The 20,720-nt window shown below is 41.9% G+C and carries 17 protein-coding genes; 7 read left to right on the forward strand and 10 right to left on the reverse strand.

Translation table 11 applies throughout. The features are described from left to right. The first annotated feature begins 156 nt into the window (after window positions 1-156). From pckA to B5Y40_RS21030, 5 genes are all read left to right on the forward strand, one after another. Entirely contained in the window at window positions 157-1,773 is a 1,617-nt protein-coding gene (pckA, locus tag B5Y40_RS21010; RefSeq protein ID WP_143785865.1) for a phosphoenolpyruvate carboxykinase (ATP), read from the forward strand. Window positions 1,774-1,980: 207 nt separating this feature from the next. Further along, entirely contained in the window at window positions 1,981-2,451 is a 471-nt protein-coding gene (locus tag B5Y40_RS21015) for a hypothetical protein (protein ID WP_143785866.1), read from the forward strand. Between the two features lie 223 nt (window positions 2,452-2,674). Then, window positions 2,675-3,454 carry a M15 family metallopeptidase gene (locus tag B5Y40_RS21020; RefSeq protein WP_079689291.1) on the forward strand — a complete coding sequence of 260 codons (780 nt, stop codon included), beginning with the start codon at window positions 2,675-2,677 and terminating at the stop codon, window positions 3,452-3,454. 2 nt (window positions 3,455-3,456) lie between these two features. Then, entirely contained in the window at window positions 3,457-4,659 is a 1,203-nt protein-coding gene (locus B5Y40_RS21025; RefSeq protein WP_159453768.1) for a family 1 glycosylhydrolase, read from the forward strand. Window positions 4,660-4,705: 46 nt separating this feature from the next. After that, complete coding sequence (locus B5Y40_RS21030; protein ID WP_079688810.1) at window positions 4,706-5,848, forward strand: lactonase family protein; 1,143 nt, start codon at window positions 4,706-4,708, stop codon at window positions 5,846-5,848. A gap of 122 nt (window positions 5,849-5,970) precedes the next feature. Here B5Y40_RS21030 and B5Y40_RS21035 read toward each other — a convergent pair whose 3' ends face one another. Beyond that, entirely contained in the window at window positions 5,971-6,729 is a 759-nt protein-coding gene (locus B5Y40_RS21035; RefSeq protein WP_079688811.1) for a GH12 family glycosyl hydrolase domain-containing protein, read from the reverse strand. Between the two features lie 148 nt (window positions 6,730-6,877). After that, a complete protein-coding gene (locus B5Y40_RS21040; RefSeq protein WP_079688812.1) occupies window positions 6,878-7,363 on the reverse strand; it encodes a CAP domain-containing protein in 486 nt (161 codons plus the stop codon). Between the two features lie 444 nt (window positions 7,364-7,807). Between B5Y40_RS21040 and bla the strand changes: the two genes are divergently transcribed. Then, window positions 7,808-8,686: a subclass B3 metallo-beta-lactamase gene (bla, locus tag B5Y40_RS21045; protein ID WP_079688813.1), complete on the forward strand. Its 879-nt coding sequence runs from the start codon at window positions 7,808-7,810 to the stop codon at window positions 8,684-8,686. Between the two features lie 17 nt (window positions 8,687-8,703). Here the strand turns inward: bla and B5Y40_RS21050 are convergent, their stop codons facing one another. From B5Y40_RS21050 to B5Y40_RS21085, 8 genes are all read right to left on the reverse strand, one after another. After that, window positions 8,704-12,168, reverse strand: coding sequence for a ligand-binding sensor domain-containing protein (locus tag B5Y40_RS21050; RefSeq protein WP_143785867.1), 3,465 nt, complete (start codon window positions 12,166-12,168; stop codon window positions 8,704-8,706). A 52-nt stretch (window positions 12,169-12,220) separates the two neighbouring features. Next, window positions 12,221-13,252: a 3-dehydro-L-gulonate 2-dehydrogenase gene (gene yiaK / locus B5Y40_RS21055; RefSeq protein WP_079688815.1), complete on the reverse strand. Its 1,032-nt coding sequence runs from the start codon at window positions 13,250-13,252 to the stop codon at window positions 12,221-12,223. Window positions 13,253-13,311: 59 nt separating this feature from the next. Further along, complete coding sequence (locus tag B5Y40_RS21060; RefSeq protein WP_079688816.1) at window positions 13,312-13,980, reverse strand: OmpA family protein; 669 nt, start codon at window positions 13,978-13,980, stop codon at window positions 13,312-13,314. A 104-nt stretch (window positions 13,981-14,084) separates the two neighbouring features. Next, window positions 14,085-14,948: an alpha/beta hydrolase family protein gene (locus B5Y40_RS21065; protein WP_079688817.1), complete on the reverse strand. Its 864-nt coding sequence runs from the start codon at window positions 14,946-14,948 to the stop codon at window positions 14,085-14,087. A 95-nt stretch (window positions 14,949-15,043) separates the two neighbouring features. Further along, window positions 15,044-15,451, reverse strand: coding sequence for a DoxX family protein (locus tag B5Y40_RS21070; protein ID WP_079688818.1), 408 nt, complete (start codon window positions 15,449-15,451; stop codon window positions 15,044-15,046). A 4-nt stretch (window positions 15,452-15,455) separates the two neighbouring features. After that, window positions 15,456-16,901, reverse strand: coding sequence for a nicotinate-nucleotide adenylyltransferase (locus B5Y40_RS21075; RefSeq protein ID WP_079688819.1), 1,446 nt, complete (start codon window positions 16,899-16,901; stop codon window positions 15,456-15,458). Between the two features lie 170 nt (window positions 16,902-17,071). Next, entirely contained in the window at window positions 17,072-17,509 is a 438-nt protein-coding gene (locus B5Y40_RS21080) for a tellurite resistance TerB family protein (protein ID WP_079688820.1), read from the reverse strand. 123 nt (window positions 17,510-17,632) lie between these two features. Then, a complete protein-coding gene (locus B5Y40_RS21085) occupies window positions 17,633-19,312 on the reverse strand; it encodes an AMP-binding protein (protein WP_079688821.1) in 1,680 nt (559 codons plus the stop codon). A gap of 711 nt (window positions 19,313-20,023) precedes the next feature. Between B5Y40_RS21085 and B5Y40_RS21090 the strand changes: the two genes are divergently transcribed. After that, complete coding sequence (locus B5Y40_RS21090; protein WP_079688822.1) at window positions 20,024-20,488, forward strand: Lrp/AsnC ligand binding domain-containing protein; 465 nt, start codon at window positions 20,024-20,026, stop codon at window positions 20,486-20,488. Window positions 20,489-20,720 lie beyond the last annotated feature (232 nt).

The raw sequence follows: 20,720 nt of genomic DNA on the forward strand, positions 1-20,720 counted from the left end.
TGCGGTTCTTTAAACCGGCTTGAAAGTAGGCCGATAAATCCATTTTCGCAAATAGTCTTTGTTCACCGCAACAGGAAACAAAATATAATTGCAAACGATTGAAACGATTTCAAATTGCCCTAACTTTGCATCTAACTCATTAACCCAAATTGAAACATGTTGGAATTCGGAACCAGATCCCGATCATTCGGGATCGAACACCTCGGTATTCCCGAAGGGAAAGCCTACTGGAACCTCTCACCCGATGAACTGACCATGATGACACTGGAAGGTGGCCATGCAAAGATCACCCGAACGGGCGCGCTCGCTATAGATACAGGTGAGTTTACCGGCAGGTCTCCTAAAGATAAATTCACAGTAAAGGATGACGTTACTGAAAATTCAGTCTGGTGGAATAACTTTAATATACCTTTCGATGCTGCTAAATTCGAACAGCTCTATAGGAAGATGCTGGTATATTTGAATGGCAAAGAATTTTTTGTGCGTGATGTATATGCCTGTGCCGATGAACGCTATCGGATGAATATACGAGTGGTCAACGAATATGCGTGGTCCAATCTTTTTGTATACAACATGTTCATTCGCCCTTCGGAGGAAGAGTTGAAAGCGTTTGAGCCCGAGTGGCTCATCGTAAACACCCCCGGATTCCATGCTGATCCTGCCGTAGATGGAACACGTCAGCATAACTTTTCAATTATAGACTTCACTCGCAAAATTATTCTTATCGGTGGAAGCGGCTATACCGGTGAAATCAAGAAAGGAATTTTTTCAGCGTTAAACTTTATACTTCCCTATCAAAAAAATGTACTGCCTATGCATTGCTCTGCCAACATGGGTGAGCAAGGTGATACAGCTATATTCTTTGGTTTATCCGGAACGGGAAAAACAACGCTCTCTGCAGATCCAAACCGGAAGTTAATTGGTGATGATGAACATGGATGGACTCCGGATAATGTGATCTTCAATTTCGAAGGAGGTTGTTACGCGAAAACAATAGATCTTTCTGAAGAAAAAGAACCTGATATTTTCCGGGCTATCAAACCGGGTGCTCTCCTTGAGAATGTCTGCTTCAAAGAAAAAACGAATGAAGTAGATTACACCAATGGGTCGCGTACTGAAAATACGCGCGTGAGTTATCCTATAGACTATATCCAAAATATAGCACAACCTTCTCTTGGCAAGAATCCAAAGAACATTTTCTTCCTTACCTGCGATGCTTATGGTGTGCTGCCTCCTATCGCCAAGCTTACTCCGGGGCAGGCTGCGTTTCATTTTATATCAGGCTATACGGCGAAAGTAGCCGGAACAGAAGCTGATGTCGTTGAGCCTACCATGACTTTCAGCGCGTGCTTTGGTGCTCCGTTTATGCCTCTTCATCCTGCTATATATGCAGAAATGTTAAGCAAGAAAATGAAGGAAGCAGGTGTGAACGTATGGCTGGTAAACACCGGTTGGTCTGGTGGAGCGTATGGTATAGGTGAGCGTATGAGTCTGAAACATACTCGAGCACTGATCACCGCTGCATTGAATGGAGAACTTGATACTGTTTCTTTCAAGATACACGACGTGTTTGGTATAGCTATACCTTCCGATTGTCCTAATGTACCAACAGAAATACTCGACCCCCGAAATACATGGCATGATCATGACGAATATGATCACAAGGCTCACTTTCTGGCAGAAGCGTTTTTGAAAAACTTCGAGAAGTTTGCAAAGAATGCGAATGCAGAAACATTGGCCGGTGCGCCTACCATAAAGATGCACGTGCAATAGCAAGATCGCACTTGTTGGCTTTATTAAGAAGGGATTGATAAGAGGCCGCCTCGAAATTTTCGGGGGCGGCTTTATTATTTCAACGAGATCATTTTCCATTAAAATGGATTTTTTACCGTTTAGCGTTAACTCGCGATTGTTTCAACATTCAATTTGTTATACTGCGTATTGTAATAAATCGAAGTTTCACCTTAAAAAGTCAATCGTATGAAGTTGAAGTTTTTTAGCCTGGTGTGTTTCATGGCGCTTTTTTCTGCACCGTTATTCGCGCAAGACGCTGCGGCCGTCACCGATGAGGAGTTGAAGAAATATGCGGTTGCTATGGATTCTGTGAATGAAATGCAAGCTGTTCTTACTGGACAAATCAAGCAGATGGTTACAACGAATCAGACTGTAACAGCACAACGTTACAATGAACTTTTCAAGATCATTGGTGATGAAGGGAAGTTACTCGAAGCGAATGCAACTCCTGACGAAATCAGATTTGTGAAGGATGTAATTGCTAAGAAAGACGAAGGTACTGCGAAGATCAAGGAAACGTATCAATTGCTGGCGAAAGACTATGTTGGTGCTGCGGCATTCAACAAAGTAAAGAAAGCGATCAGCAGTGATGAGAGTTTGAAATCAAAGTATCAGTCCATTATGGATGAGCTGGCAAAAGACAATGCCGTGAATTAAAAGCCGTCATCCTATAAAAGAAGGGCTGCTCTGAATCAGAGCAGCCCTTCTTTTTTTTATCTGCTAATGCAAGACCCTCCAAAGTCTCAAAGCTTTGTGAAGCAATCGCCATGGATGAGACTACAGTATATACAGATGTAAGTTTTTCAGCACAACCTTAATGTTATGGTAAAGTTATAGTATAGTAAATGTCATATATTTGCAACCTTAATGATGTTGCCAAATGCGTGATCTTGTCAAGCCCTTGCTACTTCTCTCCCTTGTGTCGTTCAGTTTTATAGCCCATGCTCAATTTGATGGATTATTTTCCCCATTCGACTGCCGTGAGCATGCTGAACTGTTTTACAATGAACCTGTAGAAGAGCCCATCGTTACGATCGACTCATCAATCTTTGCCGCGGTTCCCGAAGAAATGGAAATTACGGTTGATACCATCAACGGCTGGAAGCAGTGGAGCTCGGTGGAGAATTTTACATTTGGTAAAGATCGCGGAGCGATGACTATGATTACCGACATCCGCGCATTGCATCCCTATTTTCGCGACCAGATCAGAACGTTGATCGCGGCCTGCCATGCAAAAGGAATTGAACTTGCAGTAGTAGAATCTTATCGTACTCATGCAAAGCAAAATGAGTATAAAGTAATGGGAAAGAAATATACCAGCTCGGGTGCGGGCCGCTCCAAACATCAATATGGTCTTGCTATAGATGTTGTTCCGATTGTTGATTCAGTAGCCGTATGGGATAATAAAGAGCTTTGGAAAAAGATTGGTGTTGAAGGTGAAAAACTCGGCTTGCGCTGGGGAGGTCGCTGGAGGACACCGTATGATCCTGGTCACTTCGAATGGACAGGCGGATTAACTTCGGTGCATTTGTCACAAGGACAATTACCCCCAGTCCCCAAATGTGATATGCTATATCCTTGCATGGAAGAAGACATCCGGATTCTCCGGAAGTACTGGAAGGAATGGGAAATCACCCAGAGCGCTATGACGCGCAAATAGCTATGAAACTTACTTTTCCGGAACACTTTTTCTTTGGAACAAGTACAGCGGCAACACAAATTGAAACTGCTTTCGAACACGACTGGCAAGGACTTACATCGCGCGATGGTTTTCTGTTTGAGCAAACTACCGATCACGAACTTAGAATTGAGGAAGATGTAAACATCATCGCTTCCCTTGCTCCCAATTATAGGATGAGTTTGATGTGGAGTAAACTTCAGCGTGAGCCTTTAGGCAACTTTCATCCTGAAACAAAACAACATTACCATTCTCTATTACAGCAATTAAAATCACGTGGTATAGGTATCATGATGGTGCTCCACCATTTCACGAACCCGTTGTGGTTTGCCAAGCGTGGTGGCTGGGAGCGTGAAGAGAACATTGCATTGTGGGTAGACTTCGCTAAAAAGGTGGTGGATGAATTTGGTATATATACTTCGTACTGGAATACCTTTAACGAACCAAATGTATATGCAAGCTATGGATGGATTACAGGGTTCTTCCCTCCTTTCAAGATCAATCCGTTAACCGCCGGCAAAGTTGTGATCAATATGGGAAAGGCTCATGATATAGTATATGACTATATCAAAACGAAACTGCCCGATCAACCGGTGGGTATATCTCACAACGCAACGGTATTCTCTGCCGAGAATATATTAGGCTGGTTCCCCGCTCGTCTCAGCGACTGGTGGTTTATGGATTATGTACCGAGTCATTTCGAAAAAGTAGATTTCTTCGGGATGAGTTATTACGGACGCATTCCACATGACCCGTTGCCCATTACCTATTTACAAACACCACATAAAATAAGAGAGCTCGGCAGAAAGCATGATGACATCTGGGAATATTACCCGGAAGGAATGCGCGTGTGCCTGGACCGTTACTGGAATAAATACAAGAAGCCCATCATCATTACTGAGAATGGTGTATGCGATGAAAGTGATTTCCTCAGGCTGCAGGCAATACAGGATTATGCTGAGGTTATGCACCAGGCTATCAAGGATGGTATTGATATACGCGGATATTATTTCTGGAGTACATGGGACAACTTCGAATGGCATCTGGGCCCTTCCATGCGCTTCGGGCTATATGAATGTGATCTAAAAACCAAGAACCGCATGATGAAACCAAGCGGTGCGCTATATGCTTCGCTGGCACATTCAAAAAAAATCAGCATTCAAAAGCATAAAGAAGTTACCGTTTAAGAAATTTGCGCTATCTTCAATTTATTGCTTTACCTGCAACCGTACTATGACAAGAAGTTTACTTTGCCTGCTATTTGTAGCCCTTTCTCTCCTTCCGTCTACTGCACAAACTAAAAAAGAATTCCTGTACGTGGGCACATTTAGTGTTCGTGGCAGTGAAGGCATCTATATCTATACTTTTAACCGCGCGAAGAAATCATTTACGCTGGTCCAAACCGTTACCGGACTGGAGAGTCCCTCCTTCCTCGGTATTCATCCTACACGCAAATTTTTATACTCTGTAAATCGTGGCAAAGCAAGTGAGAATGAAACGGGTGGTTCTGTAGCAGCCTATACCATTGATCAAAAGACGGGTAAATTAAACACGCTGAATACGCGCTCTTCATTTGGTGCCGATCCTTGTCACATCAGTTTTGATAAAACAGGCCAATATGCTTTTGTATCGAACTATAACGAAGGCAACTTGGTGGTGCTCCCGTTGTTTGAAGACGGACTCGTAGGCAATCCATCTGACTCCAAGAAATATATAGGCAACAGTATAAATCCAGACCGTCAGCAAAGTTCACATTTACACTCTGCGTTGATCTCTCCAGACAATCGCTTTCTGTATGCTGCTGACCTGGGCACGGATAAGATCTATATCTATAATTTCAACCTGAAAAAAGGAACGCTGGAAGATTCCAAACAAAAAGAAGCATCTGTAAAACCGGGGACAGGTCCGCGACACTTTACTTTTCATCCATCCGGTAACTATATGTATGTAGCAGAAGAACTGACTTCTACCGTTGCTGTTTTCAAAGTAGATAAGAAGACGGGTGATCTTAGCATTCTGCAAGACTCTGTTCTTTCCTTACCAAAAACCTTCACAGGTAAAAATACAAGTGCTGATATACATGTCGATCCGAAAGGAAAATTCCTGTATATGTCTAACCGGGGATATAACGGTTTGAGTATTTATTCCATCGGTGCTGATGGTAAAATAAAACTCACCGGGCAGCAGACAACAGGTGGCAGCACTCCACGTAACTTCATGATCGATGCGAAGGGAGAATATATATTTGTGGCTCACCAGGATACAGATACCATTGCTATATTTCGTATCAATCCGAAAACGGGTAAGCTCACGCCTGTCGGTAAACCCCTTAAAGTGCCCGCTCCAGTTTGTTTGAAGATGATCTCTTTAGGATAAACTTTCATTTCGCGGCAAGATTTTACCAGATTACCAACTCTCCGATACAACTCGCAAATCATGACTCACAGCCCGAAGCGTTAGCTGCGGACTGTGAGAATGAAATATACTATACCGTCAATTTAGTTAAACGATACTGAATAGTTTTTTGTGGTATAGTTAAGTCCTCCGCTGGAAGATGTTATCTCGTAGCCAAACTGTACATCTCCTACAGTTATATCTCCAAACCAGCCACGCGCTCTTACCCAGTCCATAATCGGTTTCAGATTTACAGTTGCATTGTTGGTTTTGGTCGTGCGCAGAAAAGAGTACACCATGTTGTTTCCATTGTAGCCACGAAACACATTCCACGTATGTCCACCTACTGAGACATTAGTATGCGTAGGAATGGGATAACCCAGAGCATTCCAATTATAGGATATAGGTTTAATGTTACCACTTCCGTTTGGATTGCTGGTATAATTCATCCATAGCATAATCTCATGTTGCTTGGCCTTATCCCATACATCGAAAGAAGCAGTCCAGGCTCCGCCCGGAGGAGTAGTAATACTGATACTACTTGTACAGGAATTTAAAGAACTTAATGTGCGACCTATATAACGTGTAGAGTTCGGATAAGCCTTTATACCATCTGTATTGGGATGGTTTGCCCATACTCCCCAGTTACTATACGAATTCGCCCAAATAGATTGAGGACCAGGACCTGCCTTTTGTCCCCATACATTATTATAGACAGTATACCCACCGTTGGACCAACTGGCCCATGCTCCTGTAGCTCCCCATGCTGCCAGAACTTCAGCGCTGTTAGAGGGTTGAACATCTTCATCCTGACAACCTAAAATAATGCTTGCGACAAAAAGGAATGTAAAAATTTTTCTCATGTTTTGTTGGTTTAAAACGTTTGCATAAAAGTATCGCTACCAACAGGACTTTTTGTTTCCATTTTAGGGTCAAATGGATAAGTGAGGGTATCAAATATTCTAAAGTGCGGTACGATTTCGATACAGCAAACGATTGAAAATGTAATTTTCAGTCTCTTTTACCAAAATCAAGCACCCAATAACCAGCTATACTTGCACCGCCAACTTCGAGATATATAGTATCCATGAGGTTCTTACAATGATTTTCGCTTTCCTTCCATCCTTCCATTACATCGGCAACATTAAAGTATCCGCGCGCAATATTCTCGCCTACATATATACCCGCATATCCTGCCTGCTGCGCTCTGGCAATGGGTGGAGTTCCGTCTTGTGATAAATGACTGAAGTAATTATGGGTATACATATCGCGTGCATGATCAAGTGCGACACTTTCAAGTGTATCATTCCAGGTTAATGCGGCTACTGGTGGCATAGTATCTTGTCCGCATTGGCAGCCTGTGCTGCGAAGTATATTAACGGCTTTCAGCAATTCGTCTTGTATATTCTCTGCTTTCACAGGTTCATCATCGGAGCAGCTTACTATCGTAAATGCTATATATATAAGTAACGCTATAAAAGGTATATTTACTTTCATTTATTAATTCGTTAACCGTTAATTGTTACTGATCATCTGTTATCCGAGAAGGCGTAAATGATTCCTTTCCCCAAATATAGATATTGAAAATTAACTCATTGACTCCTTATTACTTTCGATCTGATACCATTTAGGATAAACATGCTTTCATGACAAACTGGCTATCTTCCAGATATTAATGGGTTCAGCTTAGTTTTCAATAGGTTTCTAAGGCCAAGGTAAGGCTCTTTGGCCTTCCTATACCCTTCCTTTTTTCAAGCCACTTGGCTACTCATAAATATAATTTGGGGTTCTAAACTTTGAATCAGAAATCCACTATCAAAATTTCATGAAAATTTGGGGTATGAAATTAAATCCTCATACTTTTGATACATAAGACAATTGCATTTGTCTTTAGCTCCCAAACTAAATCATCATCCGTACAAGTCTAATTTTTATTCACAGATGTTAAAAACTTTTCTTCCCTCACTTATACTATTGCTTCTTTTGTCTTCTACATTGATTTCCGCTGCACAAAATTCAGGCGCGCTTTCATATCAGGATTCAACATGGACAAAACCAACCGAGCCATTTCGTGTTGCGGGCGATATATACTATGTTGGCTCGTACGACCTTGCGTGCTATCTTATCGTGAGTGCTGAAGGACATGCACTTATTAATACAGGTCTTGAAGAATCTGTTTCAATGATTCGTAAAAACGTAGAGTCGCTTGGCTTTAAATTTACCGATATCAAATTCTTGCTAACCACCCAGGCGCATTTTGACCATGTGGCCGGAATGGCGGAGATAAAAAAAATTACCGGGGCAACGATGATGGCGAATGAAGCCGATGCAAAAGTTTTGGCTGATGGTGGAAAATCAGATTTCGCGTTTGGTGGCAAGAGCGGTCTTTTTACTCCGGTAACAGCGGATCGCTTGTTACACGATGGTGATATACTAAAGCTCGGAGACACAAAATTAAAAGTCCTTCACCATCCTGGGCACACGAAAGGTGCAACGAGTTTTTTAGTAGATACCAAAGACGACAAGCGTTCATGGAAGGTGTTGATTGCAAACATGCCTACTATGCTTTCGATGACCAGGATTTCAGGGATGCCTTCCTATCCAAACATTGGAAAGGATTTCAAATATACCTTGGCCTCTATGAAAAAACTTGACTTCGATCTTTGGGTCGCATCACACGCCAGTCAGTTTGACTTACACGACAAACGAAAACCCGGTGACTCTTATCGTCCTGAAGCTTTCAACGATCGTCCCTCCTATGATGCCACTATAAATAGCCTGCAGCTTGAATACGACAAGCGATTGAAAAGCGGACAGTAGGCTTTCAACGATGTAGCTTACACTGGATGATTGGAATCTATACTTTTAGGTATATCCGCATTGTTGAGCGGTATGCGAACGGTTACTGTAGTTAATTGCCTTCGCTCGCTTTCGATGGTGATGGTTCCACCTAAAATTTCAAGTGCTTTCTTTACTATAAATAAACCCAATCCATTACCGATTGACTTGTCTGATCCCCTATAGAACATTTCGAATATTCTATTGCGTACATCCTGAGGAATACCAATTCCATTGTCTATCACTTGAATAATTAACTGTTGGTTTTCGAGGTAAAATATAGCCTTGACAAACGGATCTTCTTTTCGGAAGACAATACTGTTCTCCATGAGGTTTACAACAATATGATTCAGCAAAACGGGATCACTCATGAGAGATTCACCCACTTTATTTTCTATTTCTATTCTTACTTCGTTGCTGGTATTAATAGTATTCAGTTGATTTTTCAGAGATTGAATAAATTCATCAACACGTATATTTTCAATTTCACGTTTGGAGCGAAACAATGTACCGGTATCACTTAACCGCCCGAGAAGTCGTAACATACGACTAGCAGTATACTCTATATTGGAAAAGTAGGCGTTTAATTCTTCCTGTTGATTTTGCATTTTGGCCAGCCGCGCCAAACCGAGTAGCGATGTGATTGGACCTCTTAAGTCATGACTGGACCGGTAAAGAAATGTATCAAGTCCTTTATCGGTTTCAATAAGTTGCTCGATGGTGAGCTTGAGTTCTTCTGTTCTATTTTCAACAAGTTTTTCCAGATTTGAATTAACTCGCTGGAGCTCTTCATTTACAGAATTTACCTCTTCATATACTTGCTCCAACTTCTCATTCTTCTCTTTGATTTCTTCTTTTTGTGCCTCCACTAACTTTGTACGCAATGTTACCAACTCTTCCAGTTTTCGTTTCTGTTTAAACAGAAAATTAGTTCGCATGTGAATAACTACAAGCGTAAATATGAGAAGTAAAATTGCCAGGCCGGCTTTAACGCTCATCCGTTGGTGCCACTTGGGAACAACAATAATTTGTATACTGGCGGCATCGTCATTCCAATACCCGTCTCCATTGGTAGCACTTACTTTAAGTGTATAATCACCAGGCGGCAAATTAGTATACGTGGCTATTCTGCTTTCACCTATATTGTTCCAGCCATTATCAAAACCTACCAGGTGATATCGATACTTGTTCTTTTTTGGAAACTTGTATTCAAGACATGCAAACTCGATAGAGAAAACATTTTGATCCGGTTGGAAAGTAATTGTTTCAAGCTTCGATATACTCTTCGATAACAGTTGTGACTTGTCGTTCATTTCCACAGCATCATGAAACAGGCTAAGCTTCGTAAACACAACTTTTGGTTTGCTGTGATCTTCCATCACTTTTTCAGGTCGAAATATATTCAGGCCGTTCGTGCCTCCAAAGTAATATTCTCCTGTCGAGCTTTTTAATCGCGCTCCCTCATTATACTGTACGCCTTGCAGGCCATCAGCTATCGTATAATTAAAGATCCTGTCATGTGCAGGGTCATATCGATGCAGGCCATCGAAAGAAGTAAACCAAAGGTTAAGAGAATCGTCCTCGAGTACCGAAGGTATACTCTCTTCGCGAAAATCCGGGAGAAGCTCACTAAAAGAAAATGTTTCAGGATCAAACCGAATCAATCCCTTGTCATCGGTACCGACCAGAAGTTTTCCGTTATTATCCAGGGTAAACTGAATAATTTCATTTGTTGGTAAGCCCGATGAATCTCCGGGTATATTTAAGAATGACTTGAATGTTCTTGTCTTAGGATCATACCGATGTATACCTGCCAACCGCGTTCCCATCCAGATATACCCTTGCCTGTCTTTACGGATACAGAAGACCGATGCTGTTTGTGTGGTGATGCGACTATCGCCTGCTATCGTCAGTACATTGAATACTTTTCTATCCGGGAGAAATTCATTTAGTCCGCCCAATTGTCCTACATAAATCCGGTTATCATCTTCCAGAAGTGACCAAACGTGGTTGGTGCTAATACTGGTTGTATCATCCGGATGATGCATATAGCGTGTAAAGGTATTCGTCTTTGTATCCAGATAGTTTAATCCGCCGGCAAAGGTACCTATATATAGGTTGTTCTTATGATCGACCAGCAGCGACTTCGCCACATTGGTACTGATGCTGTTTTTGTTTTTCGGAGAATGCAGATACGATGTAAACTCCCTGGTGACCGGATCAAACTTATACAACCCGGCCCCATCGGTTCCAATCCATATCTTTTTATCGTGATCTTCTGCGATCGCAAGCACAGAATTTTTCCCAATACTTTCCATGTTAGCGTTGAAGTACCGGTAATACTCAAAGCGGGGACGCGCCCCGGATATAAACGTTAGTCCTGCACCAAAGAGCCCCAGCCAATAATTATTCTGCTCGTCAATATAAATAGTATGCAACGTTGCATTGTTAAGGATGCGATTTTCCCGGATAAGAATTTGTGTAAACTTACTGTTACCTTCATATCGATAGAATCCAGACCCATCTGTACCAACGAGAAGTATACCATTGCGATCTATGGCCATGGACGAAATAATATTGTTACCGATAGAAGGTTTGCCTGGCGTATGAACAAAGTATTCGAACGTTCGATCATTTTCATTTTCCAGCCTTAACACTCCACTTCCATTGGTACCGAAATATATAGCACCAGTTGAATCCTGCACTATATTTACAACCAGCGTAGACGTTAACCCATCAGGTGCAATGCTCTGAGGTATAGTATGCTCTACCCCCTTGGCTCCGATGATATTAATTCCTTTACCAGTACATACCCATATCTTTCCATTCCTGTCTTCCAGCAGAGAATTTACCGCATTGTCTGCCAACCCGGTTCCGTCTTCACGGTAATGGTAGCGTGTGATATCGAACGTCTCCAGATTGATCTTGTTCAATCCCCAGTATGTACCCACCCAAAGGTTATGGTTACGGTCTTCCAGTTGACAGAGGATTGTATTCTGGCTGATGGTATTTTTATCTGAGCGGCTGGTTAGAAATTTCTGAAAGGTCTCTTTCTCACTGTTATAAAGATTGAGACCATTATAGGTTCCTATCCATAGTCGACCCTTGCTATCCAGCAGTAGAGATCGAATTACATCATTGCTAATACTTGTAGAATCGCTATCTGAGTGGCTGAAGTGTATAAAAGAATATCCATCGAAGCGGTTAAGGCCATCACCGGAACCAATCCACATGAACCCATCCAGATCTTTGGTTATACAAGAAATACTGTTTTGCGATAATCCTTGCTCACTGGTGAATGTGTTGCTATATACAAAAATTGGAGATGATGGTTGGGACAATCCATACTTACAGGACAATAACGCAGCTATCGCCAGAAGCAAAGTCTTTGCTCTGTTTCCAAAGAATACGTGAAAAATTACGTTGGTTGACAACCCTCCCAATTTCGAAAATAAAATCGACATGAACCAGAACACGGATTGAATCTTTACTTACCACGTCACAAATTCCGGTTCGCTACAAATGGCTAGCATCCAATCCGACTATTTCGTCCCAAATCCTTTTCGCTACCGGTATACCAGATTTTATATTCGCTTCGCGGATCTGTGCAATGTGCTCACCGGGATAGCGCACATCTTTACCATGTTCAGGTTTTGAAGTATGATAATCGTGGATGATCTGATCCAACGAATTTGCTATAGCCGGAAAATGACTGAGCTTCGCTACATCGATTGCTATATATACCTGAGAAAGGGCATGTTCCGCTTCGCGCGTTGAAATCTCGTGCGTGGACAGTCCTCCGGAAAGTATAGTGGCCAGTATATCCAGTAGTAATGACAACCCTGAGCCTTTCCAATAACCGATTGGTAATACTCTTCTGGAGGCAAGAATTTTATCAGCATCCTGCGTGAGATTTCCATCAACATCATAACCTCCGGGCACGGGCAGCTTTTGATTCTTGGAGCGGTATAGATCCAGGGAGCCATACGAATATTGCGACATGGCTGTATCCAGCACGATAGCTTCATCTTTATAGGGCACGGCTATTACCAATGGATTATTACCAAGTTTACTATCCGTAGCGCCCCAGGCAGGCATATTGGCAAGGGTATTTGTCCAACCTATAAATATGAATCCTTTGCTTGCTGTGTGCCAGCCGTAATATCCTCCCCGCATCCAATGATTTGTATTGGACAACGCTATACATCCTATGCCATATTGTGTTGCTAATGCCATAGCCTGATCGGCTGCATATATAGCATTGAGTGGCCCAGGGCCAAGATTGCCATCCCATTGCTCGATAGCACCGAAACCACTTTTCCGTGAAGGGGCCTGGTCTACTTTTATATACCCGTCTTTAATATAGGATATAAATCGCGGGAAGCGATTTATACCATGGGTATAGATTCCTTCTGCACTGTTGATAGAGAATATCTCTGCACACCGTGCGCCATTGTCAGGAGTAAATCCGTGTTTTTTTAATATAGAAAGAAATGTATCGTACATCTGCTGGTACGGTACATGTATAAATGCTGAATCGTTGCTCATAAAAAAAGCGCTAACCAGTTTATCTGCTTAGCGCTTTTAAGTTAATAAATGCTTTCGACTTAATCTTTCAGAATACGCATCTCTACGCGTCTGTTCTTGGAACGTGCGTCCGGTGTCATTTCATTGGCCAGTGGTTGAGAGCCACCAAATGCTTTAGTCTGGATTCTCCCTTTTGAAATACCTTTCTCCACCAGGTATTTCTTAACAGCATCTACACGGCTTTGAGAAAGTTCAAGGTTTGCCTTCGGGCTTCCCACATTATCAGTATGACCTTCAAGTTGTATTTCGATACGTGTGTTCTCTTTCATCATCTGTACGACTTCATCGAGCTCTCCGTATGATTTCGGATCAATTATAGATTTACCTTGAGAAAAGATAAGGTGATTAAGGATGATGGTTTGTCCTTTTGGAGTTAATGCTACATCACGGATTACTTTTTTGTTGGCATCTATATCCTTCGGATCAACTATAACCGTTCTGGGATTATACCCTTCTGCGGCTGCCGTAATCTGATATTTAGCAGTTCCGAAAATTGAGAATGAAAATGTACTATCATTAAAACGCCCGAAGATACTGCCTGTGGGGATACTGCTATAGCGGATATTGGCTTTTATACCTTTACCGGTACGGGAGTCGGTGATTTTTCCTTCTGCAGAAATAGCATCGTTCTGGGCATAAAGCGTGTGAGTAACAAGAATAACTAAAATGAGGCTGATTATTTTTTTCATAGTCCTAAAAGTATAAAAGCTTAATCACCCAAACAAAACTTATGCCGCAGATAGCGCCTGGACATCGCCCTGTAAACCAGCCCATAGGTGAATTAACTTTCCTTTCATGCAGCTCGTCTCTTTTCAGAGGAAAAATCTTTGTCAATCCAGCGAACGGTCTCTCGCCATATAATAGCCTCCATATCTTTTCTGAAAAAACCGAAATGCCCTACTTTCTTTTTTAGGACATCCTCCGGAGTCAAGTACCAGTGCTCTGTTTTCAAACTTCTATAAAACCGTTTCAGATCAAGTACAGCATCATATGGTGCCAGCGCATCATCCGAGAAGCTGATCATTAATGTCGGCTGTTGCAAGGTATCAAACGACTTCTTCTCAGAAGGCAATTCATCAAATATATAGTTCTTATTCTTCGCCCATCGCGCCCATTGCCGCGCAACTTCTGCGGGCAGGTCTTCAAACAACTTTAAGCGAGATGCTGGAAAATAGCCAAATACTTTTGTCGCTATAGGTATAGCGAGATACCAGAACATCAGCAATTTTAGTTTTATACCAAGGCCTTTATAGTTCTTCCAGTATGGAGTTTGTGAACCGATCATGATAAACGTCGACAGATTGGACATGCCTATCAATTGTCCGCCAACACTGTGCCCGATGATGATCAATTGCGCGCCTGGATGTACATGCGTGATATAGCCAATCATCGCATCAACGTCTACGGACCAATCGTGCATGTCGTATAATGCATCTTCCAATTTTTCAGGACGTGAGTTTCCTATACCTCTGTAATCGAAAGTATATACATGAAAGCCTTCACGTGAAAGCCATTTTGCAAAATCGCTATAGTATTGTTGTCTCACTCCGGTGGCAGAATTGATCAGCACCACCTTTTCATGTGGGCTTTCTGCCATAAACCAGGTAGCCGACAGGTGAATACCGTCACGGGCTACCACATCTAAAACTTCTTTCAATAAGGGTCTTTACTGAGGGTTCTTTTAAAGACTCTTAGTACTTGATTATCAGTCTAAAGGTTTCGTTTGTCTCTATAATGTTGACACATGAGAGCTTAATCCCACAGTCCTTTTCCCTTTGAAAGGCTATAGCGGCCTGCACCGGTGAAGAAAATGGCCAGTGCGGTGAGCATGAAAAGCATGTTGGTTTCAATCATCCAGCCTCCATAATCGTTTAGTTTCAAGGCTATATCACGATGTGCAACCCAAATGGTCATAAACATATTAATGGCAATGACCAACGCGGCAAGTCTTGTTTTAAAACCAATGATTACAAAGATGGGTGCTATACATTCGCCAATGATACTGCCATATGCAACAACTGCCGGAAGACCGGCAGCTGTTACTAGATTTTTTACATGTTGTATATCTACAAATACTTTGAAGATGCCATGAAAGAGAAGTATACCTCCGCACGTGAGTCGCAAGATCAATCTGGCAAGATCATCGTTATGAAACTTCATCGCGTCAGCTTGCTACAGAAACGGATTGCACTTCGTTCTCATCCGGTGAAGGATAATCAAACAAATTGTATTCTTTTATAGCTTCCTCTACTTTATGGGGCACAAATTTCTCCCAGCCGTTCTCTCCTTTTCTGATCATCGCCAATACATTGTCGGAAATGATATGAAGCTTCCTCGAATCAGCATCACTTACATCCTCCAGTTTATTATTGTCCATCAGATAACGGAACAAGTATTTGAGATTAGCAGGTAACTCGGTCTCAAAATCTTTTAATGTAAACAGCTCCTCGGAATCTTTGCGCAACGCAGGGTATATATATAGCTTCACGTTGGAGCCGAAGAGTGAGGCAAAGCATTCCAGAATTCCACCGCGGGTATTCTCGTATGTTTTCTCATCGAATACTTTCTGCAGAGCATATATACCCATAATGATACCGATCTTCTTTCCTTTGGTGATCTTCGACAGGTAATCCACCAGGCGATAGTATTCAAAGTAATTTGAGATCAATACATTCTGTCCTAACGAACAAAGTATATCTGCACGATGAAGAAAATCTTTTTCATCGATCTTGCCATCGGGGCTAAGATCATTTAACGTAAGTTCTGAAAGCAATACGATCTTGGAGCGATCTACGTCCTTCTCTTGTTTGAAATGTCTGCGTGACGTAAGTAACATATCAACGTTTACATGTGTAGGCGGTCTGAATCTACCACGCAACACGAGCACGTTCTTTTTATATAGTTCATCCGAAGGCTGCATCACATTGCCATCGGGTCCAAACATGGCTGCCTTTGTCAGGCCATTCTTTACCATCTTGAGTGCCATCAGGCGATTGTCCACATGCTTGAAGTCTGGTCCCGACAACCGGAACATATCGATTTCAATTCTGCGTGCAGTAAGTCCATCGAGTAACGACATCAGAATATCTTCCGGATCGCTCATAAAGTTACAAGCGTATAATAAGTTCACACCTACTATACCCAGCGCGAGTTGTTGTTGTAGCTGGTCGGTGTCGTGCATCTTCACATGGATCACGCAATCATTGGGTTCGCTCTTCGGTGTGAGTTGAAAACGAAGTCCAATCCAACCGTGTCCCTGATTGGTGCGCTCATAGTTGAGGATTTCCACGGTATCCGCGTACGCAAAAAAGCGCGTGTTCTCGATGCGATGTGGCAATCGTTCGGGAAGCAATACATATTCGTGGTCAAGCATCCGGAACAACCGGTCTTCACAAACATACCGATCGCATACCCCATAGATAGCGTCACTGAATTTCATGTCGTAAGCCGACATCGTTTTCGCTACTGTGCCGGAGGCGCCCCCTACTTTGAAAAAGTTAGCCGCTACTTCTTGTCCCGCCCCTATCTCGGCAAATGATCCGTATATTGATTTGCTTAAATTGATTCGCAGGGCCTTTTCCTGCGTAGTAAGTTTTCTGAATTCTTCCATAAGCTGTCTCCTGCTTTCGCGTCTAATTTACCGCTAATGGCAACGCGTTGAAAGTTAATTTATTTAAAGTTCATTAACATAACTGATCAGTGACCTGTAAAGTTTTGACATGTAGGATTTTGAGTCTATATAAAAAATAAAGGGGCAACTGTTTAGTTACCCCTTCCATATCAATTTTGTATTGAAAAATTCTCACGTGCTGCCCGTTTGATTTCTTCCCATTCATCGGGTGGCGGTGGTGTGCCCTTATGAAATTCTTCGAGCAGCCATTTCACAAGTTCTTTTTTCATTCCAAATTGCTCCACAGCTTCTTCACAGAATTCGATTTCGTGTTTATCTACAACGTCATCGGCATATACCATAAGCACCAGGTCATAGAGAAGATTCATCCGGTCGTTATGATTGTCCGGTACATTCATGAAATGCTTCTCATCACTATCTACAAGCTCCTTTACCTGCCGATCTTTCAACCCATAACGCTTCCCGATTTTATATAGCAACGCTTCTTCCTTCTCGTGCATGTGACCATCCACCTTGGCAAGCGCCAGAAGATTTTTAATGTGATTCTTTTTATAGGAAAGATATTGATGCTCGAAAAAGCCAATCATAGTTAAAGGGTTTATTATACCATGAAGTTACGATGCTTGTACGCGACAGGCAACTTTTAAACATCTAATTGTAAAGTTTAATATGCACACATGTGTAGTATACATATTCTCCGCAAAACAATTTTACGCTGTAGTAGTCGCTGCCTCCTGTTCTTTTAAAGCACGCCTTAGTATTTTACCAACATTGGTCTTTGGTAATTCAGTTCGAAACTCAATATGTTTTGGTACTTTATAGTTGGTAAAGTTCTCATGAAAGAATGCTTTTAGTTCTTCTTCATTCAAACTCTGGTCCTTCTTTACTATAAATACTTTGATTACTTCACCAGATTTAGCATCCGGTACTCCGATCGCTGCTACTTCCAGAACCTTGGGATGTCCTGCAATAACATTTTCAATTTCATTGGGGAACACATTAAAGCCGGATACTTTGATCATGTCCTTTTTACGATCAACGATCTTAAAATATCCATCGTCATCCATCCTTCCTATATCTCCGGTACGAAACCATTCCCCCGGAAAGAATACACCTTCGTTATCCTTCTCCCAGTAACCCGACATAACCTGTGGACCACGCGCACAGATTTCTCCGGTGTCACCTTGCGATAACTGCTTTCCGTTATCATCAAATATAGCTACTTCGGTGCTTGGCATAGGTATACCGATGCTTCCCAGGCGATGCCCTCCATCCAGCGGATTACAGCAAAGCACAGGTGATGTTTCACTCAATCCATATCCTTCTATCAAAGGCTTTCCGGTAACTTCCTGCCAGCGCTTTGCTACAACATCCTGAACTGCCATGCCTCCTCCTATAGCACCTTTCAGCGCATTGAAATCAAGATCCTTAAATCCGGGTGTATTGAGTAGACCATTGAACAATGTATTAACGCCTGTAATGATCGTAAACCTATATTTAGCAAGCTCCTTCACAAATCCTTTCATATCGCGCGGATTGGTGATCATAACACTTTTAACACCCGTGCTAAACATCAGGAAACCATTTACCGTCAGCGCGAAAATATGATACATCGGTATAGCCGTGATGATCAGATCGTCTCCTCCCTGCGACATATAGGGCTTGAACCATTCGGTGATCATGGAGTTGTGTGCTATAATATTTCCATGCGAAAGCTTTGCTCCCTTTGATATACCTGTAGTGCCACCCGTATATTGCAATACTGCTATATCTTTTACACTAAGATCAGGCTTTGTGAATTTAAGCGATGCTCCTTTTTTTACTGCGTCTTTAAATGGAATAACATTTGGAAGATTGTATTCGGGAACCATCTTCTTAATATACTTTACAACGAAGTTTACGAGCGTTCCCTTCAATCCACCCAACATATCGCCAAGCTGTGTAACGATTATATGTTTGATTGATGTATTGGCGAGTATCTTTTCAAGATGGTTAGCAAAATTTGCAACGATAACAATCGCGCTTACCCGGGCATCTTTAAACTGATGCTCCATTTCTCTGGGTGTATAGAGTGGATTTGTATTCACTACTATTAACCCGGCACGCAGTGCTCCAAAAAAAGCAATCGGAAACTGAAGCAGGTTGGGCATCTGGATAGCGATGCGATCTCCTTTTTTCAATCCAAGACTCTGAAGATAAGCGGCAAAGTTTCGGGAGAGTTCATCAACCTCTTTGAAGGTCATCTCTTTTCCCATGTTTACGAAAGCAACTCTGTTGCTATACTTCGCACAACTTTTTTCAAAGAGATCAACTAACGAGGTGTAATCATACAAGTTAATTTCGTGAGGGGTGCTTTTAGGATAATGCTTGAACCAAGGGAAATCCTTCATAGTATGTTCGCTCTTAAATTTCTTCTGTAAAGATTCCCAAAGCAAACGATTGTTTGCCAGCAAATCAAATCAGATTACAAGATTTATATAGTGGTAATGAGAACCAAATCTTTAGAATAAAAAACAGCAGCTTGTCACAGAACTCCATAAAAAAATAAACCCGCCTCTCCTGGAGAAGCGGGTAGCTCTGAATAACTCATTAACCTAAACTGAGCTGCTGTAGGAGAAGGATTCGAACCTCCACGAAGCGGTTAGACGTTGACCTGATCTTGTTTCATGAAGAAGCGAGATCAGGGTGCATTGCTTTATTCCGTTTACCTTCACCCCCGAGACCGGAGGGCATGTCTGCCAGTTTCAACACCCTACAATATGTTGTGTGATGCGTGTGTGTGTTGCCCCCGATAAGTTATCGGAGGACTTTGCTGTAGAGGGAGGGCTCGAACCTCCACGGAGCAGTTAGGTCGCCAAAGGCTGGACTTTATCCTGTAATCTCCACCCTCGAGACCGGAGGGCATGTCTGCCAAATTCCAACACCCTACAATAGATGTGTGTGGGTTTTGAGTGTGAGTGTGTTTTTCAGTGCGTCTCGTTGTAAATTATGTAACAAAGTAACACCTAAACTAGTACCTGAATCAATAAACGATCAGAATATTTGTATACTTTTCAATTTTATTTCATATTTTTGAATTAAACTTAAAACCAGATTTCAATATGGCCGAAAATTATAAAGTTGACAATGTGGATCTGAAGATTCTTGAGATTCTGATGCAGGATGCAAAGAAACCTTATACAGAAGTTGCCAAAAAAGCTTTCGTTTCGGGTGGTACAGTGCACGTACGCATGAACAAAATGGAAGAAGCCGGGATTGTTGAAAAGACTACACTTAAAGTTAACTATGCAAAACTCGGGTACGACATCACCGCTTTTATCGGGATATTCTTACAGAAGAGTGCCTTGTATGATCAGGTGATGGCGAAGCTTAAGGCTATTCCCGAAATCACCAGCATCCATTATACAACCGGTAACTATAGTATGTTTACCAAAATACATTGCAAAGACACGAATCACCTGAAGCAAGTGCTTCATGATAAAATACAACAGGTTGAAGGCATTGAACGTACGGAGACGATGATCTCTCTCGAAGAAAGTCTGGACCGCAGCCTTAACCTGACCTGAACCAACGCCAATCTTTTATAATAACTACACCATTCGAAAGAAACTTTGATCCTGGCCTTAGAAGGCTGGGATTTTTTATGTCCTTGACTTCTAATTGATTGATTAACGGAGAGATCATAATTCCGCGCTGTCAAATGCTTTATAAGGCGATAGAAAACTTCTATGGGGAAATAAACACGGTAGAGAACCTAAAAATCTCATTTTTGTTATAGCTTTGTAGGTTTATAATCAG

Source organism: Ohtaekwangia koreensis (assembly GCF_900167975.1).
In the GTDB taxonomy this organism is placed as follows: Bacteria; Bacteroidota; Bacteroidia; order Cytophagales; family Cyclobacteriaceae; genus Ohtaekwangia; species Ohtaekwangia koreensis.